13 protein-coding genes are annotated in these 18,210 nt (G+C 76.0%); 6 read left to right on the plus strand and 7 right to left on the minus strand.

The features are described from left to right. Positions 1 to 849, plus strand: an 849-nt coding sequence (locus ACJOT3_RS19695; RefSeq protein ID WP_406974328.1) for an aminotransferase class V-fold PLP-dependent enzyme, incomplete at its 5' end; no start/stop codon positions are given. 58 nt (positions 850 to 907) lie between these two features. On the opposite strand, the gene ACJOT3_RS19700 is transcribed toward ACJOT3_RS19695, so the two are convergent. The 3 genes from ACJOT3_RS19700 to ACJOT3_RS19710 form a co-directional block, all read right to left on the minus strand. Then, positions 908 to 2,182 carry a GNAT family N-acetyltransferase gene (locus ACJOT3_RS19700; RefSeq protein ID WP_406974329.1) on the minus strand — a complete coding sequence of 425 codons (1,275 nt, stop codon included), beginning with the start codon at positions 2,180 to 2,182 and terminating at the stop codon, positions 908 to 910. A 61-nt stretch (positions 2,183 to 2,243) separates the two neighbouring features. Continuing rightward, positions 2,244 to 3,497 (minus strand): GNAT family N-acetyltransferase, encoded by a 1,254-nt coding sequence (locus ACJOT3_RS19705; protein ID WP_406974330.1) that lies wholly within the window; start codon positions 3,495 to 3,497, stop codon positions 2,244 to 2,246. Between the two features lie 13 nt (positions 3,498 to 3,510). Next, positions 3,511 to 4,788 (minus strand): GNAT family N-acetyltransferase, encoded by a 1,278-nt coding sequence (locus ACJOT3_RS19710; RefSeq protein WP_406974331.1) that lies wholly within the window; start codon positions 4,786 to 4,788, stop codon positions 3,511 to 3,513. A 196-nt stretch (positions 4,789 to 4,984) separates the two neighbouring features. On the opposite strand from ACJOT3_RS19710, the gene ACJOT3_RS19715 reads away from it, so the two are divergent. The 3 genes from ACJOT3_RS19715 (at position 4,985) to ACJOT3_RS19725 (ending at position 7,977) form a co-directional block, all read left to right on the plus strand. Further along, complete coding sequence (locus ACJOT3_RS19715) at positions 4,985 to 5,992, plus strand: N-acetylglucosamine kinase (protein WP_406974344.1); 1,008 nt, start codon at positions 4,985 to 4,987, stop codon at positions 5,990 to 5,992. Positions 5,993 to 6,060: 68 nt separating this feature from the next. Continuing rightward, entirely contained in the window at positions 6,061 to 6,912 is an 852-nt protein-coding gene (locus tag ACJOT3_RS19720) for a siderophore-interacting protein (protein WP_406974332.1), read from the plus strand. Positions 6,913 to 7,089: 177 nt separating this feature from the next. Next, positions 7,090 to 7,977, plus strand: a complete 888-nt coding sequence (locus ACJOT3_RS19725; RefSeq protein WP_406974333.1) for a glycoside hydrolase family 19 protein — start codon at positions 7,090 to 7,092, stop codon at positions 7,975 to 7,977. A gap of 111 nt (positions 7,978 to 8,088) precedes the next feature. Here the strand turns inward: ACJOT3_RS19725 and ACJOT3_RS19730 are convergent, their stop codons facing one another. From ACJOT3_RS19730 to ACJOT3_RS19740, 3 genes are all read right to left on the minus strand, one after another. Then, entirely contained in the window at positions 8,089 to 9,447 is a 1,359-nt protein-coding gene (locus ACJOT3_RS19730) for a dihydrolipoyl dehydrogenase family protein (protein ID WP_406974334.1), read from the minus strand. A gap of 76 nt (positions 9,448 to 9,523) precedes the next feature. Beyond that, complete coding sequence (locus ACJOT3_RS19735) at positions 9,524 to 10,048, minus strand: pyridoxamine 5'-phosphate oxidase family protein (RefSeq protein ID WP_406974336.1); 525 nt, start codon at positions 10,046 to 10,048, stop codon at positions 9,524 to 9,526. 34 nt (positions 10,049 to 10,082) lie between these two features. Next, entirely contained in the window at positions 10,083 to 13,394 is a 3,312-nt protein-coding gene (locus tag ACJOT3_RS19740) for an AfsR/SARP family transcriptional regulator (protein ID WP_406974338.1), read from the minus strand. A 124-nt stretch (positions 13,395 to 13,518) separates the two neighbouring features. Here ACJOT3_RS19740 and ACJOT3_RS19745 point away from each other — a divergent pair, with 124 nt between their 5' ends. Continuing rightward, entirely contained in the window at positions 13,519 to 15,090 is a 1,572-nt protein-coding gene (locus ACJOT3_RS19745; protein ID WP_406974340.1) for an MFS transporter, read from the plus strand. Positions 15,091 to 15,146: 56 nt separating this feature from the next. On the opposite strand, the gene ACJOT3_RS19750 is transcribed toward ACJOT3_RS19745, so the two are convergent. Continuing rightward, the gene (locus ACJOT3_RS19750) at positions 15,147 to 16,160 is read right to left on the minus strand and encodes a LacI family DNA-binding transcriptional regulator (protein ID WP_406974341.1); all 1,014 of its coding nucleotides are present in this window, start codon (positions 16,158 to 16,160) and stop codon (positions 15,147 to 15,149) included. Between the two features lie 246 nt (positions 16,161 to 16,406). Here ACJOT3_RS19750 and ACJOT3_RS19755 point away from each other — a divergent pair, with 246 nt between their 5' ends. Continuing rightward, positions 16,407 to 18,014, plus strand: coding sequence for a glycoside hydrolase family 13 protein (locus ACJOT3_RS19755; protein WP_406974342.1), 1,608 nt, complete (start codon positions 16,407 to 16,409; stop codon positions 18,012 to 18,014). Positions 18,015 to 18,210 lie beyond the last annotated feature (196 nt).

Below are 18,210 nucleotides of genomic sequence, written 5' to 3' on the forward strand. Positions count from 1 at the left end.
CGCCTGCTCGGCGTGCCCGTGCAGAACACCGCGATCGGCGCCTACACCGCCCAGTTCGTCGGGACGGTCGCCGCGGCGCTGCCGGCGGGCGCGGAGGTCGTCATCGCCGAGCGCGAGTTCAGCTCGGTGGTGCACCCGTTCCTGGCCCGGGGCGACCTCGCCGTCCGGGAGGTGCCGCTGGAGCGCCTGGCCGACGCGGTCGGCCCGGCCACCCGGCTGATCGCGGTGTCGGCGGTGCAGTCCTCCGACGGGCGCATCGCCCCGCTGGAGGACCTGCTGGCGGCGCGCGACGCCCACGGGGCGCGGCTGCTGGTGGACGTCACCCAGGCGGCGGGCTGGCTGCCGCTGCCCGCCGACCGGATCGACTACACGGTGTGCAGCACCTACAAGTGGCTGCTGGGGCCGCGCGGCTCGGCGTTCCTCACCGGAACGCGGGAGGCGCTGGCCGAGCTGACCCCGCTGGCGGGCAACTGGTACGCCGCCGAGGACCCGTGGAACACCCTGTACGGCGGCCCGCTCCCGTTGGCGGCGGGCGCGCGCCGGCTGGACCTGCCGCCGGTGTGGCCGGCCTGGGCGGGGCTGGAGCACACCCTGGCGCTGCTGGAGGAGACCGGGGTGGAGGCCGTGCACGCGCACGACGCGGCGCTGGGCGACCTGCTGCGCGCCCGCCTGGACCTGGAGCCGACCGGGTCGGCGATCGTGTCCGTGGCCGCCCCGGCGGGCGGGGTGGAGCGGGTGCTCGGGGAGGGCATCGCGGTGGCCGCCCGCGACGGGCGGCTGCGCGCCTCGTTCCACCTGTACAACACCGAGGAGGACGTGGAGCGGTTGGCCAAGGCGCTCACCGGCTGAAACAGCGGATGCCCGGCCCCGGGCGCGGGCTCGGGGCCGGGCATCCGCCGAACCGGCCCTAGAAGATGGAGCCGTTGAACGCCGCGTCCGGGCGGTGCAGGGCCCCGTCCAGGCGGGCGACCGTCCCCGGGGTGTGCTCGGTGAGCAGTCCGGCGGCCGCGTACCCGGTGAGCGGGGTCTGCCCCAGGTAGGCCGCGGCCAGGTGGGCGGTGTCCAGCGACACGTCCGGTGCGGCGTCGGTGGCCTCCACCCGGGCGCCCTCCGGGGACGCCTTGAGCGACCAGGTCCCGGCGTTCCACGGCGCGTACCGGTCGGTGACCGCCAGCACCGCCTCCACCGGGGCGGCGTAGGAGCGCTCCGACAGCGCGCCGGGCACGTCCACCAGCCGGAACCAGAGGCTGTTGAAGATCTCGCGGAGCAGCCGGTCGCGGTTGCCGAGCAGGTGCACGAGCGGGTCGTCCACCGGCATGAACTCGAACTCGATCCGGGCCGTCAGGTCGCGGTCGAGCAGGTGCTCGTAGAGCAGGGTCCAGGCGGCGGGGACGGTGGCGCGCATCTCCTGGACGTACACCGTCCCGGCGGGCCCTTCCGACTCCCACTTGTTGCGCGTGCTGTACAGGGCGTAGCCCACCGGGCCCTGCGGCCCGCGGACCACGACGGCGTGCTTGGGACCCCTGCCGTCCCGGTTGTCCGGGAGGTCGCGCAGCGCCCGGTCCCACCAGTGGGCGGTGCGGTGCACCTGGCCCAGCCGGGTTCCGGCGGCCTCCTCGTGCACCCGCTCCAGGTCGGCGCGGAACTCGGCGGCGTAGCCCAGGCGCACGGACAGCTCCGGGTCGCGGGGGGCGTCGGGGCGCAGCCGGGCGTGCGCCCGGGCGATGCCCGCCTCGGTCTCGGCCACCGCGGGCCCGTAGCCGAAGCGCCCGTAGATGGCGCCCTCGGACGCCCACAGGGCGGCGTACTTGACCCCCGCCGCGTGGACGTCGGCGAGCTGGCGGCGCATGAGGGCGCTGAGCACGCCCCGGCGGCGGTGGGTGGGCCACACGCCCACACCGGTCACCGCGGCGATCTCGCGCGGGCCGCCGGGCAGGGTCATCCGGAACCGGAAGTCATTGGTGGCGCCGATGATGCGCTCTTCGCCGTCGATGTCGTCGACGGCGACACGGACGCGCTCGTAGCCCTCGGCGTCGTGGAGGGGGCGCACCCGCTCCAGGGTGGCCTCCAGGTCGTCGGCCACCAGGAGGGCCTCGCCGATGACCCGGGCCGCCTCGGCGTACTCGTCCCGGTCGGTACCGCGCACGGTCCACTCGGTGCGCGTGCTGTCGGGTGTGGTCATGTGCTCTTCGCCTTGTCGTTCGGTGCGGTCGGGACGGGGTGGGGGGTCGTGCGGGGGCGGGTCAGAAGTCGACGCCGCAGTGCGGCTCCAGCGGCTCGTACAGGGCGGTGTCCAGGCTCCGGGCGGCGCCGGGGGTGTGCTCGGCGGCCAGCCCGGCGGCGACGAGCCCGGCCAGGGGCCGGCGCCCGAAGTAGGCGGCGCCCAGGTGGGACACGTCCACGGACAGGTCGGCTGGCGCGGCGGCGGGTGCGCAGCGGGCGCCCTTGTCGTCGGCCTCCAGCCGCCAGGTGCCCGCGTTCCACGGGGCGGCCCGGTCGGTCACCGCCAGGACGACGTCGACCGGTGCGGCGTAGGAGCGCTCCGACAGCGCGCCGGGCAGGTCCACCAGGCGGGTCCACAGGGCGTCGAAGCGCTCGACGGCGGCCTGCTTGCGGTCGGCGAGCAGGTCCGCCAGGACGTCGTCGGCGGGCATGTCGTGGAAGACCGTCTCCGCGGTGAGGTCGCGGGAGAACAGGTGCTCGTAGAGGGCGACCCGGGCGGCGGGGGTGGTCGAGGCGATCTCGTTGACCAGTACCCGGCCCCGGGGCATGCTCAGCTCCCAGCTGTTCTGGACCCGGTACAGGGCGTACCCCTGCGGCCCGTCGGGGCCCGAGACGACGGCGGCGAGCAGGTGTCCGGCGCCGCGGCGGGCGTGCGCGTCGTCGCGCAGCAGGTGCGGCCACCACTTGTCGGCGCGGGCGAACCGGCCGTTGCGCTCGGCGAGGGTGCGCCGGTACACGTCGGCCAGGGCGGGGCGGGCCTGCTCGGGGGTGAGCAGGTCCACGGTCAGGCCGGGGTCGCGCGGGGCGTCGGGGCGCAGCGCGGCGTGGGGGCGCCGCACCGTCACCCGGGCCTCCTGCGAGGACAGGCCGTAGCCGTGGCGGCCGTAGATGCCGCCCTCGGAGGCCCACAGCACGGCGAGGTTCTCGCCGCGGGCGCGGATGTCGGCGAGCTGGCGGCGCATGAGCGCGGTGAGGACGCCGCGCCTGCGGTGGGTGGGCCACACGCCCACCGCGGTCACCCCGGCCGCCGGGCGCGGCCCGCCCGGGACGGTGAGGGTGAACGCGTAGGAGGCGGCGGTGCCGACGACGCGGTCCCCGTCCAGGGCGACCAGGGTGCGTTCGTGCTCGGCCAGCGGGTCGCGGCCCTCCTCCTCGACCAGGTCCTCGGCCGGGATGAGCAGGGCCTCGCCGACGACCCGGGCGACCTCGGGGTACTCCTCGGCGGTGCTGCCCCGCACGGCCCAGGCGGAGTGTTCGCGAGCGGTGTCGGTCATGGGGTCCGTCCCTCTAGAAACCGGTGTCACAGCGGGGCGCCCTGGGGGTGTACAGGGCGGTGTCGAGGCGGGCGGCGGCGCCGGGCGTGTGCTCGGTGGCGACACCGGCGTCGACGTGGGTGGTCACGGGGCCGCGGCCCAGGTAGGCCCCGCCCAGGTGGGCGGCGTCCAGGGACAGGTCGGGGTCGGCCTCGGTCGACTCCACCCGGGCGTGCTCCCCGTCGGTCTTGAGGTGCCAGCGCCCGGCGTTCCAGGGGGCGTGCCGGTCGGCGACCTCGATGACGGTGTCCAGGGGGTGGGCGTAGGTGCGCTCGGCCAGGGCGGCGGGCACGTCGACCAGGCGCAGCCACAGGCCCCCGCCGCCGCGGCGGACGGCCTGGGCGGGGTCGGCCAGCAGGGCGGGCAGGGGGTCGTCCTCGGGCAGGCCGATGATCTCGGTCTCCGCGGTGAGGTCGGTGTGGAGGAGGAACTCGTACAGGGCGGTGCGGGCGGCCGGGGTGAGCGCGGTGAGCTCCCGGACGGTGACCGTCCCGGTGGGCAGGCCCCCTTCGCCGTAGCCGGTGGTGACCCGGTGCAGGGCCGAGCCGACCGGGCGCCCCTGGGGGTCGCGCACCAGGGCGGCGCGCAGGGGGGAGGTGTCGGGCTGGGGGCGCGAGAGCATCCACAGGCGCAGCTTCCACCAGTTGCCCTCGCGGGGGAAGCCGCCGGTGCGTTCGTCCTGGGCGGCGCGGTGCAGCAGGTCCAGCTCGGGCAGAACGTCGGCGGGCTCGGCCAGCTCCAGGGTGAGGGAGGGGTCGCGGGGGGCGTCGGCGCGCAGGGCGGCGTGGGCCCGGCTCACCGAGTACGTGTGCTGGCGGAACGCCCGGCCGTAGCCGTAGCGGCCGTAGATGCCGCCCTCGGAGGCCCACAGGATCGCCAGGTTCTCCCCGCGTTGTCGCAGGTCGGCGAGTTGCCCGCGGAGGAGCGCGGTGAGGATGCCGCGCCTGCGGTGGGTGGGCAGCACCCCCACGCCGGTCACCCCGGCCGCCGGGCGCGGCCCGCCGGGGACGGACAGGGAGAAGCGGTGGGAGTTGGTGGTGCCGACGACGCGGTCGCCGTCGCGGACGACCAGGAAGCGGTCGGGTTCGTTGACGGGGTGGTCGCGCTCGGTGTCGAGCAGGTCGTTCAGCGGGATGTTGATGGCGGTGGCGAACACCCGGGTGGCCTCGGGGATCTCGTCCTGCGCGGGCCGTGCGACCTCCCATCCGGGTCCGTCGGATCGGGGTGCCGCGGGGTGCTGCTCTGCTGCCATGGGTCGACCCTCTCAGGACCCCGGCGGGGCGCGCCACTGCTTTTCCGCGTGTCCGCGGCGCGGGCCCCGGGACCGTGTTGGCCGTGGTCGGCCGCGGCCCGGACGAGTATTCCGGCCGCTGAGAGGGCAGTCTCCTCCTGTGACAGCCGTGACCTCCTCAACGAAGCGCCCCGACCGTCCCCGCCTGGTGGTGGGGGTGGACGCGGGCGGTACCTCCACCCGGGCCCTGGTCGCCACCCCGGCAGGCGAGCGGGTGGGGCAGGCCCGCGCGGGCGGCGCCAACCCCAACGCCCACGGCACCGCGCGTGCGGGCCGGGAACTGGCCCGGGCGGTGGGCGCCGCCCTGGACCGGGCCGGGCCGCACGCCCGCGAGGACGTGGCGGCCGGGGTGATCGGCCTGGCCGGGGTGTCGGCGCTGCGCGACGACGCGGTGCGCGGGGCCCTGGTGGAGGAGCTGCTGCTGGTCGGCGTCCCGGCGGACCGGCTGGCGTTCGTCGGCGACGACGAGGTGGCGTTCGCCGCGGGCACCCCCGAACCCGAGGGGACGGTGCTCATCGCGGGCACCGGCGCGATCGCCACCCGGATCGAGGAGCGGCGCCGCACCCGGTCCGCGGACGGGATGGGCTGGCTGATCGGCGACGAGGGGTCGGCGTTCTGGATCGGCCACCAGGCGGCCCGGGAGACCGCCCGCCAGCTGAGCCGGGGCACGGCGCTGAGCCCGCTGGCGCGGATGGTGGCCAAGAGGGTCATCCCCGGCAGGCGGCCGGTGGAGGGGCGCGAGCACCTGCCCGAGGAGCACGCGCGCGCCTTCGCCCGCACCCTGACCGCGCGGCCGCCGATCGAGCTGGCCGCGCTGGCGCCGCTGGTGTCGGAGGCGTTCACCCAGGGGGACGAGGCGGCCGAGGTGATCGTGAACGCCGCCGCCGGGCACCTGGCGCACTCGGTGCACCAGGTGCGCACCCCCGGGGAGCGGCGGCCGGTGGTGCTGGCCGGCGGGGTGCTGCTGGGGTCGGCGCCGGTGCACGAGGCGCTCACGCGCAAGCTGGCGCTGGGCACGGCGGGCTCGCCGCTGTCGACGGCGGGCTGCACCGCCGGGGCGGCGGCCTGGCTGGCCGCCCTGGAGGTGGGCGCCCCGGCCCGGGACACCGCCCTGCACGCGGTGTTCACCGCCCCCACCCGCGGCGACCGCAGCGACGCCGCCTGACCCGGCGGGGTACGCTGGCGCGCGGTGGTGTTAGGTTCACCTAACACGTTTCGACGAAGGGGGCCGCCGTGACCGAGCGACGGGAACGACCGAAGGTGACCGTGCACGTGGGCCGGGTGGAGGCGGTCGAGCGCCTCACCCCGCACATGGTGCGGGTGGTGTTCGGCGGGGAGGGCCTGGACGCCTTCGCCACCGCCGGGTACACCGACTCCTATGTGAAGCTGCTGTTCCCGCCGCCCGCCCCGGGCGACCCCGAGCCCTACGACGTGCGGGAGATCCGCGAGAGCCGCCCCCGCGAGGAGTGGCCGGTCACCCGCACCTACACCGTGCGGGCCTTCGACCCCGCCACCCGGCGACTGACCGTCGACTTCGTCCACCACGGCGACGCGGGGCTGGCCGGGCCGTGGGCGGCCGCGGCCCGCCCGGGCGACACGCTGCGCCTGCTCGGCCCCGGCGGCGGCTACTCCCCCGACCCGGACGCCGACTGGCACCTGCTGGCCGGGGACGAGAGCGCCCTGCCGGCGATCGCGGCCGCGGTGGAGGAGCTGCCCGAGGGCCGCCCCGCGCACGTGTTCGTGGAGGTGGCCGACGCCCGGGAGGAGCAGAAGCTCGACGCCCACGCCGGGGTGCGGGTGCACTGGCTGCACCGGGGCGACCGGCCGGTGGGCGCCCCGCTCACCGAGGCGGTGCGGGCCCTGGAGTTCCCGGCGGGCCGGGTGCACGCGTTCGTGCACGGCGAGGCCGGGTTCGTGCGCGACCTGCGCCGGCTGCTGCGCGTCGAGCACGGCCTGCCCAAGGAGGACCTGTCGATCTCCGGGTACTGGCGGCTGGGCCGCGACGAGGACGGCTGGCAGTCCTCCAAGGCCGAGTGGAACAGGCAGGTGGAGGACGAGGAGACCGCGGCCCTGGCCGACCGCTAGGGCGGCGGCCGGGACGGGCGGACGCGGAGGCCTCGGTTCCACCCGGAATGGCGTTCTGTCACCATATATTCACAATCCGTGTTACCGGTCTTGACAGGTCTAGACCACACTTGCTTGGGTGACGGCACCCCCTGCGGCGCGGTCGGACGCCGCGCCGCACCCGAGGAGTGTGATCACGTGATCCGACGTCTCCTGAGCCAGCTGACCGCGCTCGGCGCGATCGCCGCTGCGCTCATCGTTCTCCCCGCCGCGGTCGCGCAGGCCGCGACCTGCGCGGCGCCCTGGAGCGCCTCCGCCGTCTACACCGGCGGCGGGGTCGCCTCCTACGAGGGACGCAACTACACCGCCAAGTGGTGGACGCAGAACGAGCGTCCCGGCACCGCCGACGTCTGGGCCGACCAGGGCCCCTGCACCGGCGGTGGCGGCGGGGAGCAGCCCGGGACGAACGACTTCGTCGTCAGCGAGGCCCAGTTCAACCAGATGTTCCCGAACCGGAACCCCTTCTACACCTACAGCGGCCTGGTCGCGGCGCTCAGCTCCTACCCGGGCTTCGCCACGACCGGCAGCGTCGAGATCCAGCGGCGCGAGGCGGCGGCCTTCCTGGCCAACGTCAGCCACGAGACCGGCGGTCTCGTGTACATCAAGGAGACCAACGAGGCCAACTACCCGCACTACTGCGACTGGGGACAGCCCTTCGGCTGCCCGGCCGGGCAGGCCGCCTACTACGGCCGCGGCCCGATCCAGCTGAGCTGGAACTACAACTACAAGGCGGCCGGCGACGCCCTGGGCATCGACCTGCTGAACAACCCCTACCAGGTCGAGCAGAACGCCTCGGTGGCCTGGCGGACCGGCCTCTGGTACTGGAACACCCAGACCGGGGCGGGCTCGATCACGCCCCACAACGCCATCGTCAACGGCCACGGCTTCGGTGAGACGATCCGTGCGATCAACGGCGGGCTGGAGTGCAACGGGGGCAACCCGGGCCAGGTCCAGAGCCGCATCAACAAGTTCACCGAGTTCACCCAGATCCTGGGCACCACCACCGGCTCGAACCTGAGCTGCTGACCTCCCGGGCGAGTCCGAACGCCCGCGGGGAACAGTCGGTGAAGCACAGCGAAGCGGGGGCGCCCCCGGCCGTCCGGGCCGGGAGCGCTCCCGCTCCCGTTTCCGCCGGTCCTACAGGTCGAGCTGTTCCAGGACCGCCACGTACCCCTCGTTGAACGTGGGGAACTGCGGGGTCGAGTCGATGAGGTACCCCACCGGGATCCGCGACCGGATCGCCAGCGCCGCGGTGTTGATCCACTCCGAGACCATCGGCCCGAACGCCCACGCCCCCACCAGCACCCCCTCGTCCCGGTCGGCGATCACCCCCAGGGTGCCGCGCGGGTCGGTGGCGTGGGTCCAGGGCCGGGCCAGCGTCTCCGGCAGGTCGATCTCCGCGGTGGCCACGTCGATGCCCCGCTCCCGGGCCTGCTCGGAGGTAAGCCCCACCCCGGCGATCTCCGGGTGGGCGAACACCACCCGCGGCACCCCCGTGTAGTCGGCGCGGCGGTCCCCACCCAGGATGTTGGCGGCCACCAGCCGCCCCTGGTACTTGGCGACGTGGGTGAACATGGCGCGGGCGGTGACGTCTCCGACCGCCCACAGCCCCGGGGCGACCCGGCAGCGGTCGTCCACCGGCAGGGCGGTGCGGTCGAGTTCCACCCCGAGGTCGGCCAGGCCCAGCCCGTCGCCGCGCGGCCTGCGCCCCGAGCCCAGCACGACGACGTCGGCGTGCACGCGCTCCCCCGAGTCCAGGGCGGCCACGACGCCGTCGCCGTCGGCGGCCACCGACGTCACCTGTGCGCCCAGGTGGACGGTGATGCCGTCGCGGTCGAACTGCTCCGAGACCAGCTCGCACAGGCGCGGGTCCTCGCGGTCCAGGAGCCGGTCCCCGCGCTGCACGATGGTGACCGCCGTCCCCATGTGGGCGAGGAACTGGCCGAGTTCGACGGCGACCGCGCCGCCGCCCACCACCAGGGCCCGGCCGGGGATCTCCGTGAGCGTGGTGGCCTCGCGGTTGGTCCACACCCGGTCCGGCCCCAGGGCGTCCAGGCCGTCGACGGGCGGGCGCACCGCCTCCGAGCCGGTGGCGACCACCACGTGGTCGGCGGTGTACTCCTGCCCGCCGACGGCGACCCGCCAGGGGTCGCGGCCCACGACGCGGGCGGTGCCCTTGAGGACCAGCGCCCCCTGGTCCCGGTACCCCTGGACCTGCCTGGTGTCGTCCAGGTGGCGGATCATCCGGTCGCGGTAGGCGCGCAGCTCGGGCCAGTCCAGGCCGGGGCGGCCCAGCCCGGCGGCCTCGGCGGCGCCGATCCGGGCTTCGGGCGGGCGGATGAGGGTCTTGGTGGGGATGCAGGCGTAGTAGCCGCACTCGCCGCCGATCAGCTCGCGCTCCACGACGGCCACGCGCTTGCCGGCCTTCAGGAGCCGGTCGGCGGTGACCTCGCCGCCCGGCCCCATGCCGATGACGATGACGTCCAGGTGCTCCATGGTGTCCTCCGCTCGCCGTGCCGGATCCCCCACGATGGTGTCCCCTGAACGCCCCTGACACCGACCCGACACGCGGTCACCAGCGGGGTTCGCGGGTCCAGATGCGGGCGGGGACGCCGGTGACCAGGTCGCGGCCGCGCAGCACCTGGACCCGCCAGGGGTCCACGCGCAGCACGGAGAACTCCGGGTCGTCGGGCCCCTTCCAGAACCGGGACGGGTCGTAGCCCGCCCCGGGCGGGCTGCCGTAGCGGTACAGGTCCCAGACCCGCCGGCGGTCGGCCGGGTCCTCGGTCCAGTGGGCGGTGGCGTCGACGGAGGCCGTGTTCTGGGTCGGGTTCCAGTAGGAGAAGGTGACGTGCGGGTTGTTCGCCAGGTGGGCGGCCTTGACCGGGGTGCGGTAGGTGGCCAGCCAGCCCCGGGGCTCGTCGCCCTCGGTCTCCCACACGGGGATGAGGACGCGGGTGCGGGGCCTGCCCTTGGCGTCGACGGTGACCATGGTGGCGTAGTTGACGGCGCCGACGATGGCGTCGAAGTCCTCGCGGACGTCGGCGAAGGTGTGGACGCGGCCGCGGCGGCGGGTGGTGGTGCTGTCGTCGTTCATGGCACCACCGTGCGCCGCGCGGCTCCGGGGATCCTCAGGGTCGGCTCAGGGCATCCGCCGTGGGACCGGTGATCTGGGCCTCCGCGCCCTCCTGTGCGCCCCGGGCCGTCTCCTCGGCCAGTCCCCGCTCCCCCAGTACCTCCCGGATCCGGCCCTCGATCCGGTCCACGTCCCCGCGCTCAGCCGCGGCCAGCGGCACCCCCACCGAACGGCGCAGGGCGTCGGCGGCGCCGAGCAGCCGGGCGGCGGGCCCGGCCTCCCCGGCCAGGGAGCGGGCCCCGGCCAGCCCCTCCAGGGCCAGCGCCAGGGCGCGCGGGTCGCCGGTGCGGCGGGCCGCCGCCAGCCCGCGCAGGTGCAGCTCCCCGGCCGCGGCGGCGTCGCCGTCCAGCTCGGCGGTGAACCCCAGCTCGGCGAGGATGAGCGCGGCCCCGAAGTCCGAGCCCGACTCCAGGTGCCAGTCCAGCCAGGCGCCCAGGTGGGTGCGGGCGGCCGCCAGGTCGCCGGCCCGGCGGGCCACCAGGCCCAGGCCCAGCACCGCGGACTCCTCACCCACCACGTGGCCCTGTTCGACGGCCACCCGGCGGGCGCGCTCGTGGAGGTCGGCGCTGCGGGGCAGGTCGCCGCGGAGCAGGGCGATGCGGCCCAGCGAGGTGAGGCGCTCGCCGACCTCGGTCCACAGGCCCAGGTCCTCGGCGGTGCCCAGGGCCTCGCGGTGGTGGCGCTCGGCGGCGTCCAGGTCGCCGGCGGGTTCGGCCCGGGAGGCGAGCAGGAACGCGGCCAGGGCCTGGCCCCACCGGTCGCCCAGGTCGGTGAACAGGGCACGGGCGCGTTCGCCGCGGCGCAGGACGGCGTCCAGGTCGCTGCGGCCGAAGGCCCGCCGGGCCAGGGTCGCCGCGGCGGCGGCCTCGCCCCACCGGTCCCCGGTGCGGACGAAGAAGGCGTGCAGTCCCTCCAGGCCGGTGTCGCCCTCACCGCCGAACCCGGTGCGCACGTGGGCGAGGAACCAGCGGGCCCGCGCCTCGCCCGCGGCCGGCTCCCCCTCCAGGTCGGGGACGGGGCCGGTGTCGCGGCCCAGCCCGTGGCCCAGGGCGGCCCGCCACAGCAGGGCGGTGCGGTGGGCCGGGTGGTCCCGGGCCCCGGGCAGGTGCAGGGCGGTGTCCAGGGCGCGCACCCCCTCGGCCAGGCGGCCGCGCATCACCCGGTACCAGGCCAGGGCGGTGGCCAGGCGCAGGGCGGCGTCGGCGTCGCCCAGGGTGCGGGCGGTCTCCAGGGCGCGGCGCAGGTCGGCGCCCTCGGCGTCCAGCACGTTCAGCCATCGGCGCTGGGCCCCGGTGCGCAGCAGCGGGTCGGCCTTCTCGGCCAGGGCGAGGTGGTGGTCCAGGTGGCGGCGGCGGACCCGCTCCTCCTCCCCCGCCTCGCGCAGCCGCTCGGCCCCGTACAGCGCGATGGACTCCAGCAGCCGGTACCGGGGGCGGGTGTCGCGGGAGGCGGTGACCAGGGAGCGGTCGACCAGCCGGGCGAGCAGGTCGGGCACCTGCGCGCGGGGGACGCCCTCGCCGGAGGCCACCTCCTCGGCCGAGGCCAGCGAGGCGCCGTCGGCGTGCACGGCCAGGCGGCGCAGTACGGCGCGTTCGGGGCCGGTGAGCAGCTCCCAGCTCCAGTCCAGGGCGGCGCGCAGGGTGCGGTGCCGGTCGGGGGCGTCCCGGTAGCCGTCGGTGAGCAGGGCGAACCGGTCGTCGACGCGGTCGGCGAGCTCGTGGACGCCCAGGGCCCGTACCCGGGTGGCGGCCAGCTCCAGGGCGAGGGGGACGCCGTCCAGGCGGCGGACGATGGAGGCGACGGCGTCGGCGTTGTCGTCGGTGACCGCGAACCCGGGCGCGGAGGCGGCGGCGCGGTCGGCGAACAGGCGCACCGCGTCGGCCGCGGGCAGCGGCTCCACGGTGTGCAGGTGCTCGGCGGCGATGCCCAGCGGGACCTGGCTGGTGACCAGGGCGCGCAGCCCGGGGGCGGCGGCCAGCAGCGCGGACAGGACCGGGGCGAGCGGGGCGGCCACGTGCTCGGCGTTGTCCAGCAGCAGCAGGACGTCGCGGGTGCGCAGGGCGTCGGCCAGCCGGGTGGTGCGGGTGCCGGGCGGCGCGGTGAAGGGGCTGGTCCCGGAGGAGTCGTCGCGCACCCCCAGGGCGGCGGACAGGGCCTCCACCACGGCGGCCTCGGCGCTGTCGGCGTCCTCGCCCGGGCAGACCCCGGCCAGGTCGACGGGGTGGGCGCCGCCGGGGGCGGCCTGCGCGGCGAACTGTGCGGCGGCCCGCGCGGAGGCGGCCAGGGCCAGCCGCGTCTTGCCGACGCCGCCGGGCCCGGTGAGGGTGACCACGCGGGCCCGCTCCAGCAGGGCGAGCACCCGGGCGAGGTCGTCCTCGCGGCCGATGAGCGGGGTGGCGGGCGCGGGCGGGGCCTGCGGGGGCGGCAGCGGGGAGCCGCCCTGCTCGGGCGGTGTCGGCGGTGTCGGTGGCATGAGCGGTGCGGGCGGTGCCAGGATCCCGGGGACCGTGTGCATCACCGGGGCGGCGGGGGTCGCGGGGGGAGCCGCGGCGGGGGCGTCCAGGGCGGGGTCCTGGGCGAGCACGGCCTGGTGCAGGGCGGCCAGCTCCGGCCCCGGGTCCAGGCCCATCTCGTCGGCCAGCACCTCGCGCAGCCTGCGGTAGGACTCCAGGGCCGCGGTCTGGCGGCCGGACCGGTACAGGGCGAGCATGTGGGCGGCGCGCAGGCGCTCGCGCAGCGGGTGCTCCTCCACCAGGTCGCCGAGCCCGTCGGCGACCGCGGCGTGCTCCCCCAGGTCCAGGCGGGCCCGGGCCTGGTCCTCCAGGGCGGTGAGCCGCCGCTCCTCCCAGCGCAGCACGGCGGTGCGGACGAAGTCGTGGTCGGCCAGGTCGGCCAGGGCCGGCCCCCGCCACAGCGCCAGGGCGTCCGCCAGCAGGCCCAGCCGCGCCGCCGGGTCGGCGGTGTCGCGGGCCCGGCCCAGCAGGTCCTCGAAATCGCGCACGTCCAGCAGGCCGGCGGCCACCTCCAGCAGGTACCCGGGGCGGCGCGAGACCAGCAGGGCGCGCCCGCCCGGCCCCGCGGCGTCCAGCACGCGGCGCAGCTGTGAGGCGCGGGTCTGGAGCGAGGCGGTGGGGTCGGCGGGCAGGTCGGCGCCCCACAGGTCGTCGACCAGCCGGTCGGCGGGCACCACCCGGCCCGGGTCGATGAGCAGCGCCGCCAGCAGCAGCCGGACCTTGAGCTCGGGCACCCGGACGGGCTCCCCCCGTTCGTCCCACACGGCCAGCGGCCCCAGCACCCCGAATCTCATGACCCGAACTCTAGGTCCCCTCAGGGCCCGGCCGTGCCGCGGCCCTGAGTCCGTCCGAAGGGTTTCCGAAGCGCGCACCGGCAGCGTGGTGACCGTTCGATCCGATCCCCGAAGAAGGTTCACGATGTCACTCGATGTCACTCCCCGGGCCAGTGCCCGGACCTGGGCGGGCCTGGCGGTCCTGCTGGCGCCCACGGTGCTGCTGTTCCTGGCCATGACCGTCCTGTTCCTGGCCACCCCCTACATCGCCGCCGACCTGGGGCCCACCGGCGGCCAACTGCTGTGGATCAACGACGTCTACGGCTTCGTCATGGCCGGGTTCCTGGTCACCATGGGCACGCTCGGCGACCGGGTGGGGCGGCGCCGCCTGCTGCTGGCCGGCGCCGCGGTGTTCGCCCTGGCCTCGGTGGCGGCGGCCTACGCCCCCAACGCCGAGGTCCTCATCGCCGCCCGCTCCCTGATGGGCCTGGGCGCGGCCGCGATCATGCCCGCCACCCTGTCGCTGATCACGGTGATGTTCACCGACCCGCGCCGGCGCGGCACCGCGATCGGCCTGTGGGCGGCGTCGGTGTCGGCCGGTGTGGCGCTGGGCCCGCTGGTGGGCGGCCTGCTGCTGGAGTCCCTGTGGTGGGGCGCGGCGATGCTCATCGGCGTCCCGGTGATGGCGCTGGTGCTGGTCGCGGTGCCGTTCCTGGTGCCGGAGTACCGGGCCCCGGAGGCCGGCCGGCTGGAGCCCCTGAGCGTGCTGCTGTCGCTGGCCGCGCTGCTGCCATTCGTGTACGGCGTCAAGAAGCTCGCAGAGGAGGGCCTGGCGACCGTCCCGGTGGCGGCGCTGGTCGCGGGTGTGGTCTTCGGGGTGCTGTTCGTGCGGCGCCAGCTCAAGACCGCCGACCCTCTGCTGGACGTTCGCCTGTTCGCGAACCGCGTGTTCAGCGGATCGCTGCTGGTGTTCCTGCTGGCGGCCGTGGGCATCGGCGGCATCTACCTGCTCTTCACCCAGTACCTCCAGCTGGTGGCGGAGCAGTCGCCGCTGCGGGCCGGGCTGTGGATCCTCCCGGCGGCGATCCTGCTGGTGATCGTCTCGACGGTGACCCCGGCGATCGCCCGCCGGGTGCGGCCCGCCTACGTGATCGCCGCCGGTATGGCGCTCTCCGCGGTCGGCTACCTGATGCTGACCGGGGTGGACGCCGCGGGCGGGCTGCCGCTGCTGATCGCCGCGTTCTACGTGCTCTACCCGGGGGTCGCCCCGGCGATGGCGCTGGTGCCGGGGCTGGTCGTGGGCGCGGCCCCGCCGGAGAAGGCCGGTGCGGCCTCGGCGGTCAACACCACCGCCAGCGACCTGGGCACCTCGCTGGGTGTGGCGCTGCTGGGCAGCCTGGGCACCCTGGTCTACCGGGCGCAGATGGCGGGCGCCGAGCCGGAGGCCGCCCGGACCCTGCCGGGGGCGCTGGAGACGGCGGCGGGCCTGCCGCAGGAGGCGGGCGCGGCGCTGGCCGAGTCGGCGCGGGTCGCGTTCACCGACGGGCTGAACACGGCGGCGTGGGCGGCCGCGGCGCTGGCGGTGCTGGGCGGGGTGCTGGCGCTCACGCTGCTGCGCCGGATCCCCGCCACCGGGGCCGCCGAGGCGGCCGGGCCCGCTCCGGCGGAGCCGGTGGAGCCGGGGGAGCAGGCGGAGAAGGAGACCGCCGGACGCTGACCGGCGGTGACCGGGCCCGTCGCGGGGATTCTCCCGCGGCGGGCCCCGCCGCGTCTTCAGGCGGGCGGCGGCGCGGTGGAGGCGCGCTCGACCAGGCGCACGTCCAGGCTGACCGGGGCCGCGGGGTGCTCGTCGCGTTCGATGGCGCCCAGCAGCATCTCCACGGCGACCGCGGCCTTGCGGCGCACGTCCTGGGCGACGGTGGTGAGCCGCGGGGTCACATAGGCGCCCACGTCGAGGTCGTCGAAGCCCACCACGGACACCTCGCCCGGCACGTCCGCCCCGGATTCGACCAGCCCCGCGATGACGCCGACCGCGAGGATGTCGGCGGTGGCGACGACGGCGGTCGCCCCGGGGTGGTCCTCGCGGAGCCGGGCGCCCAGCTCCACGCCGTGGTCGTAGGTGGTGGCGGTGACCTCGGTGACCAGGGCGTCGTCGACGGCGAGCCCGGCGTCGGCGTGGGCGCGGGCGAACCCGTCGAAGCGGCGGCGGACCACGCCCACGTCCGAGAAGGCCGGTCCGGCGAAGACGATGCGGCGGTGGCCCAGCCCGATGAGGTGCTCGGTGGCCAGCCGGGTGCCGGTGAAGTCGTCCGAGCGCACACCGGTGGTGAGCGGGTTGGCGGAGTAGCTGTCGATGGCCACCACGGCCACCCGGCCGGTGGTGTCGGCGCCGAGCCGGTCGATCTCCTCGTCCAGGAAGCCGAGCAGGACCGCGCCGTCCAGGTTCCAGGACTTGAAGGCCTGGGCGGTCTCGGAGCGGTCGGCGACGCCGCGCAGGATGAGGTGGTAGTCGTGGCGGCGCAGCTCGCGTTCGACGTGGCCGAGGATGGCGACGTTGTGCGGGCTCAGGGTGAGGTCGTCCTCCCCGGCGGCGGGGACGAGCAGGGCGATGAGCCGGGAGGAGCGGGCGGCCAGGCTGCGCGCGGAGGTGTTGGGGACGTAGCCGCGCTCGGCGACGATGCGCTCGACCCTGGCGATGGTCCGCGGGGAGACGCGCGCCCGGTTGCCGTTGATGACGTTGGAGACGGTCATCATGCTGACCCCGGCCTCGGCAGCGATGTCCTTCAACGTGACCCGCACCCGGGCGCCCCCTCCACACGTACCGCTGTCGTCCCCGCCATCGTACGGGCGGCGGGCGTGTTCCGGGCTCCCCGGTTTTTCCGGTTAACACCCCATTGACACGCCCGGAACAACGCCGTACTTTCTCCAAGTATAGCGCTAAACCTAGCTGATGCGGACCGCTCACCTGCGGATACCCGCACGCTTTTCGGCGTACCTGAAAACCCCCGAGCCGGTTTCCCGGCCTGAACGGAGATGTGCGTGAACCTCCAACAGTGGTGGCGCGACGCGGTGGTCTACCAGATCTACCCGCGCAGCTTCGCCGACGGCGACGGCGACGGCATCGGCGACCTCGCCGGGGTCCGCGCCCGCCTGCCCCACCTGCGCGACCTGGGCGTGGACGCCGTCTGGTTCACCCCCTGGTACCGCTCCCCGCTCGCCGACGGCGGCTACGACGTGGCCGACTACCGCGCCATCGACCCGGCCTTCGGCACCCTGGCCGAGGCCGAGGCGCTCATCTCCGAGGCCCGCGACCTGGGCATCCGCACCATCGTGGACGTGGTCCCCAACCACGTCTCCGACGAGCACCCCTGGTTCCGGGAGGCGCTGGCCGCCGGCCCCGGCTCCCCCGAGCGCGAGCGCTTCTGGTTCCGCGAGGGCCGCGGCCCGGGCGGCGACCTGCCGCCCACCGACTGGGTGTCCAGCTTCCAGGGCGGCACCTGGACCCGGGTCCCCGACGGCCAGTGGTACCTGCACCTGTTCTCCGCGCACCAGCCCGACCTCAACTGGAACCACCCCGACGTGCGCCGCGAACACGAGGACGTGCTGCGGTTCTGGTTCGACCGGGGCGTGGCCGGGATCCGCGTGGACTCGGCGACCATGCCCGTCAAGGACCCCGCCTTCGGGGAGGTCCCCGCCGACGGGTCGGGGCCCCACCCGTTCATCGACCGCGACGGGGTCCACGGCATCTACGAAGCCTGGCGGCGCGTCGCCGACTCCTACGACGAACCCCGGGTGCTGGTGGGCGAGGTGTGGCTGGCCGACCCCGAGCGGATGGCCCGCTACCTGCGCCCCACCGAGATGCACACGGCGTTCAACTTCGACTTCATGTCCCGCCCCTGGGAGGCCGCCGCGCTGCGCGCCGCCGTGCAGGGCACCCTGGACGCGCACGCGCCGGTGGGCGCCCCCGCCACCTGGGTGCTGTCCAACCACGACGTCACCCGGCCCGCCACCCGGTACGGCCGGGCCGACTCCTCCTTCGACTTCGCCGCCAAGCGGTTCGGCGTCCCGCACGACCCCGCCCTGGGGCTGCGCCGGGCCCGCGCGGCGGCGCTGCTCACCGCCGCCCTGCCCGGGTCGCTGTACCTGTACCAGGGCGACGAGCTGGGCCTGCCCGAGGTGGAGGACCTGCCCGAGGGGGCCCGCCAGGACCCCATGTTCTTCCGCTCCGGCGGGGTGGACCCGGGCCGGGACGGCTGCCGGGTGCCGCTGCCCTGGACCGCGGAGGGGTCCTCCGCCGGGTTCGGCCCCGACGGCGGCGCGCCCCCGTGGCTGCCCCAGCCGCAGGGGTGGGGCGCCCTGTCGGTGGCCGCCCAACAGGACGACCCCGACTCGATGCTGTCCCTGTACCGCCGGGTGCTGGCGCTGCGCCGCGCCGAACCGGGCCTGCGCGGAGAGGACTTCGCCTGGCTGGGGTCGGCGGACGAGGACACCCTGGCGTTCTTGCGCGGCGACCTGGCGTGCGTCGTCAACCTCGGCCCCAAACCCGTCCCGCTGCCCGCCCACCGCGAGGTGCTCGTCACCAGCGGCCCGCTGGAGGGCACCGACCTGCCCACGGACACCGCGGCCTGGCTGCGGGTCTGACGACCCCGGGCCGGGGCCGCGCCCCCGCCCGTGAGAGGATCCCGCTCCGCCTCTCCCGGTGGCCTTCGACCAGGTCACCACCCATCCCCCACATCAGCCCGACCGAAGGAACGCACCGATGCACCCCCTACGCGCACTCGCCGCACCCGCGGCCCTGGCCCTGGTCCTGTCACTGGCCGCCTGCGGCTCCGACGAC

Origin of the sequence: Nocardiopsis protaetiae (genome assembly GCF_045446735.1) — a bacterium.
Lineage (GTDB): Bacteria > Actinomycetota > Actinomycetes > Streptosporangiales > Streptosporangiaceae > Nocardiopsis > Nocardiopsis protaetiae.